The 14,944-nt window shown below is 72.8% G+C and carries 13 protein-coding genes; all 13 read left to right on the top strand.

From position 1 onward, the window contains the following. Positions 1 to 218: 218 nt before the first annotated feature. The 13 genes from SGLAU_RS17750 to SGLAU_RS17690 all read left to right on the top strand — a co-directional run bounded on the left by SGLAU_RS17750 (position 219) and on the right by SGLAU_RS17690 (position 14,791). Entirely contained in the window at positions 219 to 830 is a 612-nt protein-coding gene (locus SGLAU_RS17750) for a hypothetical protein (RefSeq protein ID WP_043502680.1), read from the top strand. A gap of 19 nt (positions 831 to 849) precedes the next feature. Then, positions 850 to 1,716 carry a lamin tail domain-containing protein gene (locus SGLAU_RS17745; protein ID WP_043502678.1) on the top strand — a complete coding sequence of 289 codons (867 nt, stop codon included), beginning with the start codon at positions 850 to 852 and terminating at the stop codon, positions 1,714 to 1,716. A 369-nt stretch (positions 1,717 to 2,085) separates the two neighbouring features. Then, complete coding sequence (locus SGLAU_RS17740; protein ID WP_159072788.1) at positions 2,086 to 2,769, top strand: hypothetical protein; 684 nt, start codon at positions 2,086 to 2,088, stop codon at positions 2,767 to 2,769. Positions 2,770 to 2,826: 57 nt separating this feature from the next. Beyond that, positions 2,827 to 3,249, top strand: a complete 423-nt coding sequence (locus SGLAU_RS17735) for a phage holin family protein (RefSeq protein WP_052413810.1) — start codon at positions 2,827 to 2,829, stop codon at positions 3,247 to 3,249. Next, positions 3,225 to 3,908, top strand: a complete 684-nt coding sequence (locus tag SGLAU_RS17730) for a DUF3618 domain-containing protein (RefSeq protein WP_043502673.1) — start codon at positions 3,225 to 3,227, stop codon at positions 3,906 to 3,908. Before SGLAU_RS17735 ends, SGLAU_RS17730 begins: the two co-directional genes overlap by 25 nt. Before the next feature lie 541 nt (positions 3,909 to 4,449). Next, positions 4,450 to 8,193, top strand: a complete 3,744-nt coding sequence (locus tag SGLAU_RS17725; RefSeq protein ID WP_052413809.1) for an FG-GAP-like repeat-containing protein — start codon at positions 4,450 to 4,452, stop codon at positions 8,191 to 8,193. 289 nt (positions 8,194 to 8,482) lie between these two features. Continuing rightward, complete coding sequence (locus SGLAU_RS17720) at positions 8,483 to 9,001, top strand: toxin-antitoxin system HicB family antitoxin (RefSeq protein WP_043502671.1); 519 nt, start codon at positions 8,483 to 8,485, stop codon at positions 8,999 to 9,001. Positions 9,002 to 9,209: 208 nt separating this feature from the next. After that, positions 9,210 to 10,052 (top strand): DUF4097 family beta strand repeat-containing protein, encoded by an 843-nt coding sequence (locus SGLAU_RS17715; RefSeq protein ID WP_043502670.1) that lies wholly within the window; start codon positions 9,210 to 9,212, stop codon positions 10,050 to 10,052. A 74-nt stretch (positions 10,053 to 10,126) separates the two neighbouring features. Then, positions 10,127 to 11,128: an ATP-binding cassette domain-containing protein gene (locus tag SGLAU_RS17710; RefSeq protein WP_099052828.1), complete on the top strand. Its 1,002-nt coding sequence runs from the start codon at positions 10,127 to 10,129 to the stop codon at positions 11,126 to 11,128. Beyond that, positions 11,125 to 11,916, top strand: a complete 792-nt coding sequence (locus tag SGLAU_RS17705; protein ID WP_043502667.1) for an ABC transporter permease — start codon at positions 11,125 to 11,127, stop codon at positions 11,914 to 11,916. The genes SGLAU_RS17710 and SGLAU_RS17705 overlap by 4 nt, the downstream gene beginning before the upstream one ends. Positions 11,917 to 12,177: 261 nt before the next feature. Next, complete coding sequence (locus tag SGLAU_RS17700) at positions 12,178 to 12,840, top strand: DedA family protein (protein ID WP_043502665.1); 663 nt, start codon at positions 12,178 to 12,180, stop codon at positions 12,838 to 12,840. 95 nt (positions 12,841 to 12,935) lie between these two features. Further along, complete coding sequence (locus SGLAU_RS17695; RefSeq protein ID WP_412556236.1) at positions 12,936 to 14,156, top strand: sensor histidine kinase; 1,221 nt, start codon at positions 12,936 to 12,938, stop codon at positions 14,154 to 14,156. After that, on the top strand, positions 14,147 to 14,791 hold the full coding sequence (locus tag SGLAU_RS17690) for a response regulator transcription factor (protein WP_043502663.1): 645 nt from the start codon (positions 14,147 to 14,149) through the stop codon (positions 14,789 to 14,791). The genes SGLAU_RS17695 and SGLAU_RS17690 overlap by 10 nt, the downstream gene beginning before the upstream one ends. Positions 14,792 to 14,944: the final 153 nt, after the last annotated feature.

Below are 14,944 nucleotides of genomic sequence, written 5' to 3'. Positions count from 1 at the left end.
GCGAAGCCCACTCGGACGCCCGCCCGAAGCCACGGGCGGCGTCCCGCGTTCCGTCTCACGGGCGCAGCCTTCACGACGACCGCGATCGGTGAGCCGCGCGGTGTGCGGTGCCGCGCTCCGGCCACCCCTGCGGGTCCGGGCCGCCCGTACCAGGACGCCTTCCCTTCCGCCGCACTTCCCGTCGCACGCCTCGACCACAGTCCCAGGAGGACCCGCAGATGAGCACCGATGTGCAGACCAAGAAGGAAGCCTACAAGCGAGGGGAGGAACAGGGGCGGGCCGATGCGCTCGCCGGAAAGCCGTACGCCGATCCCCCGCGTGACGGCACGCGCGGCGAGCAGGACCAGTACGCGAACGGCTACGACTGGGGTTACGAACAGGGCCGGGCCCAGAAACTCGACCTCGTGGTGTGGCAGGAGGGCGGGGTCGAGGACGCTCCCGGCGGGCTCGGCACCACGATCAACATCTGCGTACGCACACCGAACTGGAGCGAGACGGTGGACGCCGGTGAGCGCGAACACGTGTTCACCGCCCCCACCGGCTTCCGCTGGAACGGCACGGTGGGCGCCCAGTACAAGCGCATGGACCAGACCACGGGCGGCAGCCTTCCGCCTGTCCGGGCCACGGTCAGCGACGACGGGCGCACCCTGACCTTCACCTACCACGTGCACCTGAACACCGGCAGCGAGGACAAGGACTGCATCGTCTACACCTGCGGCCTCGAAGCCGTCGACGGCGCCAGGACCGGCCGTCGCACCGACGGCGTCGCCCAGATCGGCACCGCACCGCCGGCCAGGCTCAGGGCCGAGGTCATCGAGGACGAGGACTGAGAGGGCGGGCCCAGACACCATGACCACCGTCGTCACCTCCGGCGTGTTCTCCTCCACCAGCCCCGCCATCTCACCGGTCAACGGCGTGGGCACCGACTACATCCAGTGGGGCAGCGCCGGCAGCCAGAGCGGGTACCAGTTCCGCGGTGCGGCCGCGGACGTCCAGCTCGACGGCACCGAGTTCGTCGTCGGTACCTTCGTGCACCGCAACAAACCGACGAACGTCAGCCCGAGCCAGTTCGACGTCCAGCTGACCATCAACGTCATGTTCGAGGACGGCAGCACGACCGACCTCGGCTTCAGCTTCCACCACAACGAGACGCCCAACAGCACCGGCACCAGTCCGGCGGACGACGACCTGGTCGACCTGCAGACCTTCGTCCATCCCCAGCCCGTCACGATCGACGGCAAGCAGTACCGGGCGGTGCTGAGCGGGTTCAAGCGCAACGGCCAGATCGTCCGGCGATTCCGCAGCCCGGAGGGCGGGATCAACTTCGCCGAAGTGGTCTGCCTGTTCACGCTCGAGGAGCCCGACGTGGTCATCTCCGGTCTGCGCTATCAGGGCACGGGCGCCGGCCAGGCGGACGAGTACGTCGAGATCCTCAACAAGGGCGGCGGGCCGCAGGACCTGACCGGCTGGAAGGTGGAGGCCAAGCCCACCGGCCGCTCGTTCCCCTTCCCACCGGGCACGGTCATCCAGCCCGGCCAGCGCTACCGGGTCTACACCAACGAGAACCACCCCGAGTACGGCGGTTTCTCCTTCGGCTCCGCCAACGAGGTCTGGCGGGACCAGGGCGGCATCGCCCGCCTGGTCGCGGACGACGGCTTCGTCGTCGACCAGTCGCCCTACCTGGACAAGGGGTTCAACAAGACCGGCACTCCGTGAGCCGGAACCCGTAGGCCCTTCGACGACAGGTGAGGGGGAGCACACCTCACCTGTCGTTTCGATGCCGATGCCGGTGTCGTTCGTCGGTGTCGTTCGTCGCTTGTCGATGTCGTTCGTCGATCTCGGCACGGAGGCGAACGAGACACAGCCGCCCTCCGGCTCCGGGGACAGGGCGCAGGGAGCGAGACGCACCCGGTGCGCAGCGGATCACGCACGGCCACGCAAGGGAGCGGTCCGGTCGCGTCGCTCGTCGCCGTCGGGACTCGCTGAAGACATTCCACTCAAGCATGTGTGAACGCCCACGAAACAGTCACTCGTCGATAAAACGGGCTCACTGACGCGTCGCCGCGTGTCGAGGAGGAGTGGCTGATGAGTGAGGCAGCGCAAGGCAACACGACGAGGTTGCAGCAGACCGGCGAGGCGGCCCGGGCGGAGGCGTCGGCCACGGCCGGTCAGGCCAAGCAGGCCGCGGGCCAGGTCGCGGGCACCGCCGCCGACCAGGCCAAGGCCGTGGCCGGGGAGGCGAAGCAGCAGGCCGGCGCGGTCGCCAAGGATCTGCGGAGCCGCGCGAGGGACGAGGCGGAGTCGCAGGGCAAGCGGGCGGCCGAGGCGGTGCGCCACTGGGCGGACGACTTCGCCGCACTGGCCGAGAACGCCCAGAGCGACTCCCCCGCCCGCAGCCTCGCGGCCCAGGCCGCCGACCGGGGGCACCGGGCGGCCGACTACCTGGACAGACAAGGCGTCGGAGGCGTCGTTGCCGAGGTGCAGGACTTCGCCCGCCGTCGCCCCGGCGCGTTCCTCGGCGGGGCGCTGCTGGCCGGGCTGGCCGTCGGACGGCTGGTGAAGGTGGTGGCCAAGGCGGACCAGGCTTCCGGGAACGGCCGGCAGGCGGTCTCCGGCACCTCGGAGACGGAGCCGGGGACGGCCACGCTGGGCGAACCGGAGTCCACGGCACTTCCGGCCGGTGCTCCGCCGCCCGCTCCGCCGCAGGTCCCGCCGACCATAGGCACGCCCCCGCGCGACACGCCGGGCCGCCCCTACCCGGAGGTGTGAGAGATGGCGTCGGTCTCTCCCCACCGGACGGAAGCACACCAGATGGAAGCACACCGGATGGAAGCACACCGGATGGAACCGCGGCGGATGGACGCCTACCGCGGGGACACCTCGGTGGGCGAGCTGCTGTCCGCCGTGACCGCGGACCTCCAGACCCTGTTCCGCCAGGAGGTCGAACTGGCCAAGACCGAGGTCCGGCAGGAGGCCGGCAAGGCGGGCAAGGCCGCCGGGATGTACGGCGGCGCGGGGTTCGCCGGCTACATGGTGCTCCTGTTCCTCTCACTGGCCGCCGTACTGGGGCTGGCCAACGTGATCGACGGGGGCTGGGCCGCCCTGATCGTCGCCGCGGTGTGGGCCGTGTGCGCGGCCGTCCTGTACCAGCGCGGCCGTACGCGGATGCGCACCGTGCACCCGAAGCCCGAGCGGACCGTCGAGACGATGAAGGAGAATGCGCAATGGGCACGTCACCCGACCAGATGAGGGCCGAGATCAACGCCACTCGGGACCGGCTGTCCGCGGACGTGGACCGGCTCGCGAGCTACGCCAGCCCCCGGCGCGTGGTCCGCCGCCGCACCAGAAGGATGCGCGGGGCCGTCTCCGGCGTCCGCGAGCGGGTCATGGGAACCGCCTCGGACACCGCGCACGGCGTCAGGAGCGGTGCCCAGTCGGCGGCCGGTTCGCTGCAGGAGGGTGCCCAGCAGGCGGCCGGCACCGCGCGGGAGACGGCCGGCCAGGCCGGGGAGGCGGTACGGCAGGCGCCCGACCAGGCGATGCGCCGGACCCAGGGCAATCCGCTGGCCGCCGGTCTGATCGCGTTCGGCTTCGGCATGCTGGTCTCCTCGATGGTGCCCGCGTCCCAGGCGGAGCAGGAGAAGGCCGCCGAGCTGAAGGAACGCGGCGGTGAGGCGCTGGAGCCGGTGAAGCAGGCCGCCCTCGACTCCGCGCAGCACCTCAAGGAAGGCGCCATGGAGGCCGCGCAGAGCGCCGCGCAGGAAGTGAAGGACACCGCCGCGGAGGGCGCGCGCGCCACCCAGGACGAGGCCCGCGGTCAGGCCAGCCAGGTCACCGACCAGGCCCGCGGCTCGAGCAGGCAGGTCGCCGACGAGGCCCGGCGACAGCCGGGGACGGGGGCGCCGTGAGCACCGTGGGCGACGGGCCTCCGCCCGACCGGCATCCCTGAGCGCCGTGGGCGACGGGCCCCCGCCCCGCCGACGTCCCTCCCTGAGCGCCGTGGGCGACAGGCTCCCGCCCCTCTCGGGACCCTGAGCCCGGTGAGCGGTGGGCCCGGCCCGACCGGGCGCCTTGAGCCCCGGGCGTGACGGGCGGGCGGACGTCCTCCGGCCACGTGGGTCCTGCCCCGCCGCACACGCCGACCGCCGCCGGCCGCCGAGGGCCGGCGGCGGTCGCGCGCGTCCACGGAGCCCGGGGAACGGTCTCGGGGCGTACCCCCGCGCCCCGCAACCCCGCTCTCCGCTCCGCGCACTGCGCTCTGCGCTCGCCGCCACCCGCTCCCCACTCCGCGCTCCCCGCTCACCCGTCGTTCCCCGAACGGACATCCCCCTGGGCACAGCTGTGCGATCATTCGCGTGACTTCGCCGTGCGTCGCCCCCGACACGCTCCGCTGTCGCGCAGGGCGTCGGTACTCGCCTGCGTCGTTCGACGCCGTCCTGGGGGATTGCCATGCCCTATCGCCTGTACGCACGCGGAAGATCCGCGGCGTACACCGCTCTCCTGCTCACTCTCGCCCTGTCGGTCCTGCTGACGGCCCTGCTCCCGGCCGGGCCGGCGCAGGCGGCCGGGAGCACCGCGACCGGCGCCGTCACCGGCACCGCGTCCGGTGCCTTTGCCGCCGAGGACTGCGCCGCCCTTCCCCTCGCTCCCTTCGGGGACCCGGGGTCCGCGGTGGGCCGGGCGACGATCCCCGCCGAGGGCAGCGCCTGCTTCGGCTTCACCGCCACCCAACCGGGCCTGCACCGCGTGCTGGTGCAGGACCCGAGTGCCGAGTCCTACGCCCAGGTCTTCGACGGTGAGACCCGGCTCGACTGCCACGACCCCGCCTGGGGCGCCGGCTGGTGCGTCCTGCCACGCGCCGGTGCGTTCAGGCTGGAGGTCGTCAACCGCGGCTGGGAGACCCGCGAGATCCCCGTGACCGTCACTGCGCTGGCCACCGACACCGGTTGTGCGCGGGAGACGGGAACGTCCTGGGACCTTCCCCCGGTCACCGGCTCCGCGGCGTCCCCGCTCGGTATCGTCTGCCACCCTTTCGCGGGGAAGCCCGGCGAGCGGATCACGGTCGGCTTCCGCACGGAGGCGTACGGCTCGTACGTCCACTGGATCACCGATGAGACCGGCGCCCACATCTGTCCGCGCTTCGACGAGGACGGCAGCGAGGGATGCGTACTGCCCGGCGACGGGCCCTACCGGGTGCTGGGGTACGTCAGCGAGGCCGAGCGCGGCTTCCCCGCCGCGTACACCGTGCGGATCCGCCGGCTGTCCGACCCCGTCGGCTGTGCGCGCGTCCCCGTGAACGCGTACGGCTCCGCGCCCACCACGGTGGATCCCGCCACCGGCTGCAAGACCTTCACCGCCCCGGCGGCGGGACGGTACGGCGTGTACGGGGTGAGCGGCGGCAGCCGGTCCCCCCTCGCCGTGTACGACGGCGACGGGAAGACGGTGTGCGAGCAGTGGCAGTCGCCCTGCCCGGTTCCCGCCGCCGGTGACTACCTGGTGCTCACCGAGCACGCGACCCTCGTCGTCGACCGGGCCGCGAGCGCCGGTTGCGCGCCGGCCGTGCTCGGCACCCACCAGGGCTCCTTCGCCACGGTGGGCGAGATCGACTGCCTGACGCTGCCGTTGCCCGAGGGCGCCCGGATGGCCGCGCTGACCCCGGTGAACGGGTCTGCCCCGCGACCGGACGTGGTGGTCGTCGACGCCGATGGTGTCCAGCGGTGCGAGGGGGAGTCGCTCGGCGCGGGCACCTGTGCGCTGACCGGCTCCGCCCCGTTCCGCGCCCTGGTGTCCACCGACGACGAGAACCCGGCGACGGGGTCCTACCGCATCGCGCTGCACCGTACGGACACGGCCGGCGACTGCCCGGTCCTTCCGGCGGGTGACTTCACCGCCGACGGCGCCACCGCGCGGTTCAGCACCGGCGGCGGCGTCTTCTCGCACTGCCTGTCCATCCCGGCGGACGACCACAGCGCGGTGGAGAACGTCCAGCTGCGGGCCGTCTCCGGTACCTCCACCGCCCGGTTCTCGGTGCTGGACGCCCGCGGCGAGCGGGTGTGCGGCGTCTGGGCCTCCCGGTCCACCTGGACGACGTGCCGCCTCACCCCGGGCGCCGCGCACACGGTGCTGGTCACCGGCAGCGACGCCGCCGCCGAGTACACCCTCGCCCGGCGGGACGTCACCGCCACCGCCGAGGGCTGCGCGGCGAACCCCGCCACCGCGGTGGGCGGCCCGTCCACGGGCGGCACCCCGGCGGCGCCGGGCCTGCTGCTCTGCCGCCGGGTGACCACCGCCGACGCGGGGGACGTCCTGCACCTCGACGTGCGCGACCCGCTGGGCACCGCCAACCTCCTGGCCTACGACGCGGACGGCGACGCCGCCTGCTCGAACCGCAACAAGGCGTGCGCGGTCACCGGTTCCACCAGCTACCAGGTCCTCGTCACCGTCCCGGCGAACCTGCCGGCCGCCCCGTCCTACCGGTTCGACGCCCTGCGCATCGCGACGTCCGCCGGGCCGGCCGCCGAGTGCGCGAAGGTCCCGAACGTCAGCTACGGCTACGGGCCGGTCACCGGCACCCTCGACGAGCAGCACACCGCGGTCTGCGCGGCGCTGCCCACCGCGTACGCCGACCGCTTCGACTTCGTGGTCGGTGACACCGCGGGCGGCACGCAGACCGCCGTGCCCTCGCTGTACGACCCGAGCCTGGACCACACGTGCACGCTGGCCGTCCCGACCGGCTACGAGTGCTACGTGAGCGAGCCGTACTCGGCGGACGTGACCCCGAGCATCCTGGTCATCGGCCTGCCGGAGAAGGCGTCGCGGACCTCCTACAAGGCGGAGCTGGTCTGCTCGTCCGCGCTCTGCGGCACCGAGAAGATCGGTGTCGGCACCGTCACGCCGGCCGGCGGCGCCGCCGGCCGCAAGGTCACGGTGACCGTGACCGGCACGGCCCTCCACGCGGACGACAGGGTACGGATCAGCCGGTCCGGCACGTCGGTCGAGTCCACCACCACCTCGGTGGCCGCGGACCGCAAGTCCCTGACGGCCGTCCTGGACCTGACCGGGCTCACCGCGGGTGACTGGTACCTCAGCGTCTTCACCCACAACGGCTGGCAGCACCCGCGCGGCTCCTTCACGGTGACCCCGCCCGTGCTGGAGAACACCGCCGCCCCGGTCATCACCGGCACCGCCCAGGTGGGCTCCAGGCTCACCGCCAAGCCCGGATCGTGGACGCCGGTCCCGGACTCCTACGCCTACCAGTGGAAGGCCGACGGCCAGGTGCTCCCCGGGGCCACCGCCTCCACCTACCTGGTGCCCGCCGCACTGCGCGGCAAGAAGCTGACGGTGGCCGTCACGGCCCGCAAGAGCGGCTGGCAGAGCTCGACGGCCGAGTCCGCCGCCCGCGTCGGCACGGCGGCGCCCAGGGACCACGCGGGCGCGGGGTCGGTGCCGGACGGCGTCGGCGACCTGCTGACGCTGAGCTCCGGCGGATCGCTCGCCTTCCAGCACGGCTCGGGCACGGGCGCCTTCTCGGGCAGGACGAGCGGCTCCGGCTGGCCGGCCTCGGTCAAGGCGGTCCCGTTCGGCGACATGAACGGTGACCAGTGCAACGACGTGCTGGTGCGGATGGCCGACGGCTCCCTGCGGGCGTACCGGCCGGGCTGCGGGAAGGCGGTCACGCCGTCCACGCCGTACGTGTCGCTGGGCACGGGCTGGAACCAGCACAACGTGCTCACCTCGCCGGGGGACGTCACCGGTGACGGGCTGGCGGACCTGATCGCCCGCAACTCCTCCACCGGGGCGGTGTACCTGTACAAGGGCGCCGCCGGCGGCAGGCTCGCGGCGCGGGTGAAGCTCTACGACAACTGGAAGGGCTACAAGAAGCTCATGGGGGCCGGCGACCTGAACGGGGACGGCCACGGGGATCTGCTGGCCCAGGACGCCTCGAACGAGTTGTGGCGCTACAACGGCACGGGGACCGGGACGTTCACGTCCCGCGTGAAGGTGTACGACAACTGGGGCGCGGCGTACGACGTTGTCGTCGGCGTCGGTGACATCACCCGGGACGGGAGGGCGGACCTCGTCTCCCGGGACACCTCCGGCAACCTGTGGCGCAGCAGCGGCAACGGCAGGGGCTCCTTCTCCGGCGCGGTGAGGATCGCCTCCGGGTGGCAGGGCTACAAGGGACTCTTCTGACACCTCAGGAGGGCGGGGAAGGCCCCGGTCGAGCTGCCAAGCGCTCGGCCGGGGCCTTCCCCGTTCTCCTTCCGCGCCCCATGACACGCGGTGGCATCAGGTGGCACCGAGTGGCGCCATGTGATGCCATCTGGCGCCAGGTGACACCCCGTGGCACTGCTCTCAGCCGCCCGGCCTCAGGCCGACACCGCCCCGTTTCCGCTGGTCAGAGGCCTCTCTTCGACCTTGGCACCACAGGAGGCGCCATAGGTGCTTGCGCATGGCGCCATTGTGGTGCCATGATGGCGCTATGGACCTCACCCCGTATGTCGACACCCTCCGCCGTGAGCTCGCGGTGGCCGCCGAAGCCGGCGGGGACGACGCGCGCCGGCTGGCCGACAGGCTCACCGCTCCGCTGGAGTCGGCGACGCGGCTGACCATGCTCCACGTGCTGTCCGCCGCCATGGACGAGATCACCCGCGAGCTGGCGCCCGGCTCGGTCGACGTGCGGCTGCGCGGGCTCGACCCGGAGTTCGTGGTGACACTGCCGCCCGGCGACGGCGGCGCGCTCGCGGAACCGGCCGGGCCGGCCGAGCCGTACAGCGCACCGGTCCAGCCCGAGGGCGACGAGGGCGGCACCGCGCGGGTCAATCTGCGGCTGCCGGCCCACCTCAAGGCCCGCGCCGAGGAGGCCGCGAGCCGTGAGGGGCTCTCGGTCAACGCGTGGCTGGTGCGCGCCGTGTCGGCGGCGGTCGACGGCGGCGCCCGGCCGCGTACGGCGGAGAAGAGCCAGGCCGTCGGACAGAGCTTCACGGGCTGGGTGCGCTAGGGCCTGTCGTTCGGATCACCCCGGCGTCGCGCGGCCTGGCACTCGCATCTGACCCCGCCCGGGTCGGTCGAGAAGCTCCGGGCCTCAAGCCGGGCTGATCCCAACGCAAGGCCCTGGCCGGACCCCTCCCTCCCCTGCTCCCAGCACCACTTCACCGCCACCACGTCCCACGCGGGGACGCCCACAGACTCAAGAGGACGGGACAGCCATGCCTTCTTTCGACACCCCCGAAGCGATCTCGGTCACCGCACGCGTGGAGGCCGGCTCCCTCCAGTTCACCGCGGGCGACCGCCGTGACACCGTCGTGGAGGTGCGGCCCCGCGACCCGAAGAAGGACCTGGACGTGCGGGCGGCCGGGCAGACCGAGGTGACGTACGCGGGCGGCGAACTGACCGTCACGACACCCAAGTCGGGCCTGTTCGGCCGTACCGGCGTCGTCGACGTGACGGTCGAGCTGCCCGCCGGCTCGCGCGTCGACGCGACCGGCGCCTGGACCCAGGTGCTCGGCGAGGGCCGGCTCGGCGAGACCCGCGTCAAGACCTCGTCCGGCGACGTCCGCCTCGACGCCACCGGCCCGCTGCACCTGACCGCGTCACACGGGTCCATCACCGTGGACCGGGTCGAGGGCAGGGCCGAGATCACCACCAGCACCGGCAGCCTGCGCATCGGTGTGCTCGACGGTCCCGCCGTGCTGAAGAACTCCCACGGCACCACGACCGTCGACGCCGTGACCGGCGAGCTGCGGGTGAGCAACGCCAACGGCGACATCGAGATCCGCCGCGCCGAGGACTCGGTGACCGCCACCACCGCCCACGGAACCGTGCGCGTCGGTGATGTGGCGCGCGGCACCGTCCAGTTGGAGACCTCCTACGGTGCCATCGACATCGGCATCCGCGAGGGCACGGCCGCCTGGCTCGACGTGCGCTCGAACTCCGGCCAGGTGCGCAACGCGCTCACCGCGACCGAGTCCCCGGCGCGGACCGAGGACACGGTCAAGATCCACGCCTGCACCAAGCACGGCAGCATCGACATCCGCCGCGCCAAGGTCTGAGCGCGCCCGCACCACCGCGCCGGCCCACAGCCCCCCGACACACAGCCCACTCCAGCCTTCGAACGGAGGCCCCCATGCCTTCCTCTGTCATGCCCATGCCCACTCAGGGGGACGGTCCGCAGCCGCCCGCCGCCATCTCCGCCACCGGGCTGCGCAAGTCCTACGGTGACAAGACCGTCCTCGACGGCATCGACCTGCACATCCCGGCCGGGTCCGTCTTCGCGCTCCTCGGACCCAACGGCGCCGGCAAGACCACCGCCGTGAAGATCCTCTCCACCCTCATCACGCCCGACGCCGGCGAGGCCCGCGTCGCCGGACACGACCTCCTCACCCACCCGCAGGCCATACGCGCCACGATCGGGGTCACCGGACAGTTCTCCGCCGTCGACGGCCTGATCACCGGCGCCGAGAACATGCTCCTCATGGCCGACCTCCACCACCTGCCCAAGCGCGAAGGCCGCCGGACCGCCACGGAACTGCTGGAGCGCTTCGACCTCAGCACCGCCGCGGACAAGCCCGCCGCCACCTACTCCGGCGGCATGAAGCGCCGCCTCGACATCGCCATGACCCTCGTCGGCAGCCCCCGCGTCATCTTCCTCGACGAACCCACCACCGGCCTCGACCCTCGCTCCCGCCACACCATGTGGCAGATCATCCGCACACTCGTCGCCGACGGTGTCACCGTCTTCCTCACCACCCAGTACCTCGAGGAAGCCGACCAGCTCGCCGACCGCATCGCCGTCCTCGACAACGGCCGCATCGCCGCCGAAGGCACCCCCGACCAACTCAAGCGCCTCGTCCCCGGCGGACACGTCCGCCTCCGCTTCACCGACCCCACCGCCTACCGCACCGCCGCCGCCACCCTGCGCGACACCACCCGCGACGACGACCTGCTCACCCTCCACGTCCCCAGCGACGGCAGCCAGCGCGAACTGCGCTCCCTCCTCGACCGGCTCGACGCCGCCGGCATCGAAGCGGACGAACTCACCCTCCACACCCCCGACCTCGACGACGTCTTCTTCGCCCTCACCGGCGGCTTCGACGTCCCCCACCAGAACCAGGAGACCGCCCGATGAGCTCCCTCTCCCTCGCCGTCCGCGACTCCTCCACCATGCTGCGGCGCAACCTCCTGCACGCCCGGCGCTATCCCTCCCTCACCCTGAACCTCCTGCTCACCCCGGTCATGCTGCTGCTGCTCTTCGTCTACGTCTTCGGTGATGTGATGAGCGCCGGTATCGGGGGCGGCGGGGCGGACCGCTCCGAGTACGTCGCCTATCTCGTCCCGGGCATCCTGCTGCTGACCATCGGCGGCACCACGATCGGCAGCGCCGTGTCCGTCGCCATGGACATGAGCGAGGGCATCATCGCCCGCTTCCGCACCCTGGCCATCCACCGCCAGTCGGTGCTGATCGGGCATGTGGTGGGCAGCGTGCTCCTGTGCCTGATGAGCCTTACGCTCGTGGGGGCCGTGGCCGTGGCGATCGGGTTCCGGACCACCGACGCCACCGCGCTGGAGTGGCTGCTCGCGGCCGGCCTGCTGGCGCTGGTCTCCCTGGCGCTCACCTGGATCGCCGTCGGCATGGGCCTGTCCAGCCCGAACGCGGAGGCCGCCAGCAACAACGCCCTGCCGCTGATGGTCCTGCCGCTGCTGTCGAGCGCCTTCGTGCCGGTCGACGCCATGCCCGGCTGGTTCCAGCCGGTCGCCGAGTACCAGCCGTTCACCCCGGCCATCGAGACACTGCGCGGGCTGCTGCTCGGCACCGGGATCGGCCACAACGGCTGGCTGGCGGTGGCCTGGTGCGCGGGCCTGACCGTCCTCGGCTACCTCTGGTCGAAGTCGCTGTTCGCCCGCGACCCGAAGTAGACCGGGCGGAGCGTCCCGGCACCTTCCGGCCCGTACGGGCAAAACCGGCGGGCCAGGAGGTGCGGACAGGCGGCCGGCAACGGCGGGTCGGCGCCGCACGGGGCACCCTGAGGCTTTCCGCAGGGTAGGCGATGCGGAGAACAGCATCAGGCCGGACGGCAACCCTCATACCGCCGCCCGAGTGCGCTTCCTAGGTTGAAGGGCAGCGGGGGTGGCCGCCCCGCAACCGACCGCCACCGACCCGCACCTTGGAGACCCCCCATGCATCACACGACGCTGACGCTGTCCCAGAAACCCGCGGACGGCATCGCGGGGTGGGCCGCGAACCTCGTCGACACGCTCGGCGGCCCAGGGGCCGGCCTGGCCATCGCCCTGGAGAACCTGTTCCCCCCGCTGCCCAGCGAGGTCATCCTGCCGCTGACCGGCTTCGCCGCCGGGCAGGGCGTGCTGAGCCTGGCCTCGGCACTGTTCTGGACGACGCTCGGTTCCGTGGTCGGCGCGCTCGCCCTCTACTGGATCGGCGTGGCCTTCGGCCGGGAGCGGATGCACGCGCTGTGGGCGAAGCTGCCGCTGGTGAAGGACTCGGACCTGGAGCGCACCGAGGAGTGGTTCGCCAAGCACGGCACCAAGGCGGTGTTCCTCGGCAGGATGGTGCCGATCTTCCGCAGCCTGATCTCGGTGCCCGCCGGCGTCGAGCGGATGCCGGTGCCCGTGTTCATCATGCTCACCACGCTGGGCAGCCTGATCTGGAACAGCGTCCTGGTGCTGGCCGGTTACTGGCTGGGCGACCGGTGGGACGCGGTGGAGGTGTACGTCGGCTACCTCAGCAAGGCCGTCCTGGTCCTGGTCGTCGTCGCCCTCGCCGCCTGGCTGGCGGTCCGGCTGAAGGGCCGCGGCCGGGCCCAGCACCGCCGCGCACGGTGAGCACCCGCCCCTCCCCCGCCGCCCCGGCGGCGCCCGCCCCCGCAGCCCGGGACGATCTTGTCCCGCGCTGTCCGGCCGCACTACGCTCGGACACTGTGCGCGAGGACCTGACCGCCGCCGCGTCCCACGGAGTTGCGGGAACCCTCGGCGCCCCGGACCCCGAGGACGACCGGAGCGCCGCACCGCCGCCCCCGCGGCGCCGCCGCGGCCCGGGCGTCCTCCTCGGCTGCGCGACCGCGCTGCTCGGCTCCCTCTGCTTCCTCGTCGCCGGCGCCGCCCTCGGCCCGTTCCTGCTGTGGCCGCGCACCCGCCCCGACGCCCTCCGCGTCCTGATGGCCGGGGCGCGCCGCCTGGCCGCCCTCGAACGGCTGCGCCGCGCGGTGTTCTTCGGCGACCGCTTCCCCGAGCACTACACGGCCTCCGACCGGAAGATCCTGCGCTACCTCGCCGTCCGCTGCTGCTCGGGCCTGCTGTGCGCCGTCGTGACCGGGCTGCTCGGGTTCGGCGCGGTCCTGGCCGGACTGCTCGTGCTGGGAGTGGCACGGGGCAGCATCGGCTGGGACGACCTGCTGACCCAGGTGGTGCTCGGCGGCGTCCTGCTCTTCCTCGACGTGCAGGGCCTGTACTCGCTGGCCGCCCTCGACGCCCGCACCGCCCGCGAGTGCTTCGGCCCGTCCGAGCGGGAACTGCTCCGGCAGCGGATCGACGAACTCGCCGCCAGCCGGGCCGCGGTGGTGCGGGCGGTGGACGCCGAGCGACGGCGCATCGAACGCGATCTGCACGACGGTGTCCAGCAGCGCCTGGTCGCACTGGCCATGCTGCTCGGCCGGGCCCGCCGCAGCCGCGACCCCGAGCGGGCCGACGCACTGCTGCGCCAGGCGCACGAGGAGTCCCAGGGCGTCCTCACCGAACTGCGCGAAGTGGCCTGGCGGGTCTACCCGTCGGCGCTGGACAGCCTCGGCCTGAAGGAGGCGCTGGGCGGCGTGGCCGCGCGGTGCGGGATCCCGCTGCGCGTCGACTTCCAGGTCGGTGCGCCGCTGCCCGAACCCGTGGAGACGGCGGCCTACTTCGTGGTGTCCGAGGCCGTCACCAACGCCGCCAAGCACTCCTCGGCCACCGCCATGGAGGTGCGGGTGGCGCTCACCGGGGCGCGGCTCACCGTGCGGGTCGAGGACAACGGCGAGGGCGGCGCGGACCCGGCCGGCAGCGGACTGGCCGGGCTGCGCGACCGGGTGGCCGCGCTCGACGGCGTACTGCACATCGACAGCCCCCTCGGGGGGCCCACGACCATCTCCGCGGAGCTGCCATGCGCGTGATCCTCGCCGAGGACTCGACCCTGCTGCGGGAGGGCCTGGTCCGGCTGCTCGCCGACGAAGGCCACGAGGTGGTGGCGGCGCTGGGCGACGCGGTGACACTGCTCGAGGAGGTCGAGGAACACCGGCCGGACATCGTGGTCGCCGACATCCGGATGCCGCCGACCCACACCGACGAGGGCCTGCGGGCCGCCGTGGAGATCCGCGACCGCTTCCCGGAGGTCGGCGTACTGGTGCTGTCGCAGCACGTCGAGCGCAACTACGCGGCCCAGTTGCTGGCGTCCAACGCCGAACGGGTCGGCTACCTGCTCAAGGACCGGGTGGCGCAGGTGGAGGAGTTCCTGGACGCCCTGGAGCGGATCCACGGGGGCGGCGCCGCCATCGACCCGGAGGTCGTACGGCAGTTGCTCGTCCGCACCACGCACGGCGATCCGCTGGCCCGGCTCACCCCGCGTGAGCGCAGCGTGCTGGAGGCGCTGGGCCAGGGGTACACCAACTCGGCGATCGCCGGGAAGCTGCACCTGTCGCTGAGTTCGGTGGAGAAGAACCTCAACGCCGTCTTCGACAAGCTGGACCTGCCGCACGCCACCGGGTACAACCGGCGGATCCTGGCGGTCCTGCGCTACCTGGAGTCGTAGGCGCGTCACCCGGTCGTGGGGGCGCCGCGCCGGAGGCAGGAAGGAACTCGGCGGGCCGGTGACATGGAGGCGGCGTGAAGGGGCACCCTCAGTGTCAGCAGAACGTGAGGGTGGGCGCCCGTCCGGTCCGTGTCTACGACAACCGGGAGTATG

Source organism: Streptomyces glaucescens (genome assembly GCF_000761215.1).
Classification (GTDB): Bacteria; Actinomycetota; Actinomycetes; order Streptomycetales; family Streptomycetaceae; genus Streptomyces; species Streptomyces glaucescens_B.
Note: the sequence above shows the minus strand (reverse complement) of the source record. Positions and strands in the feature narration are given on the sequence as shown.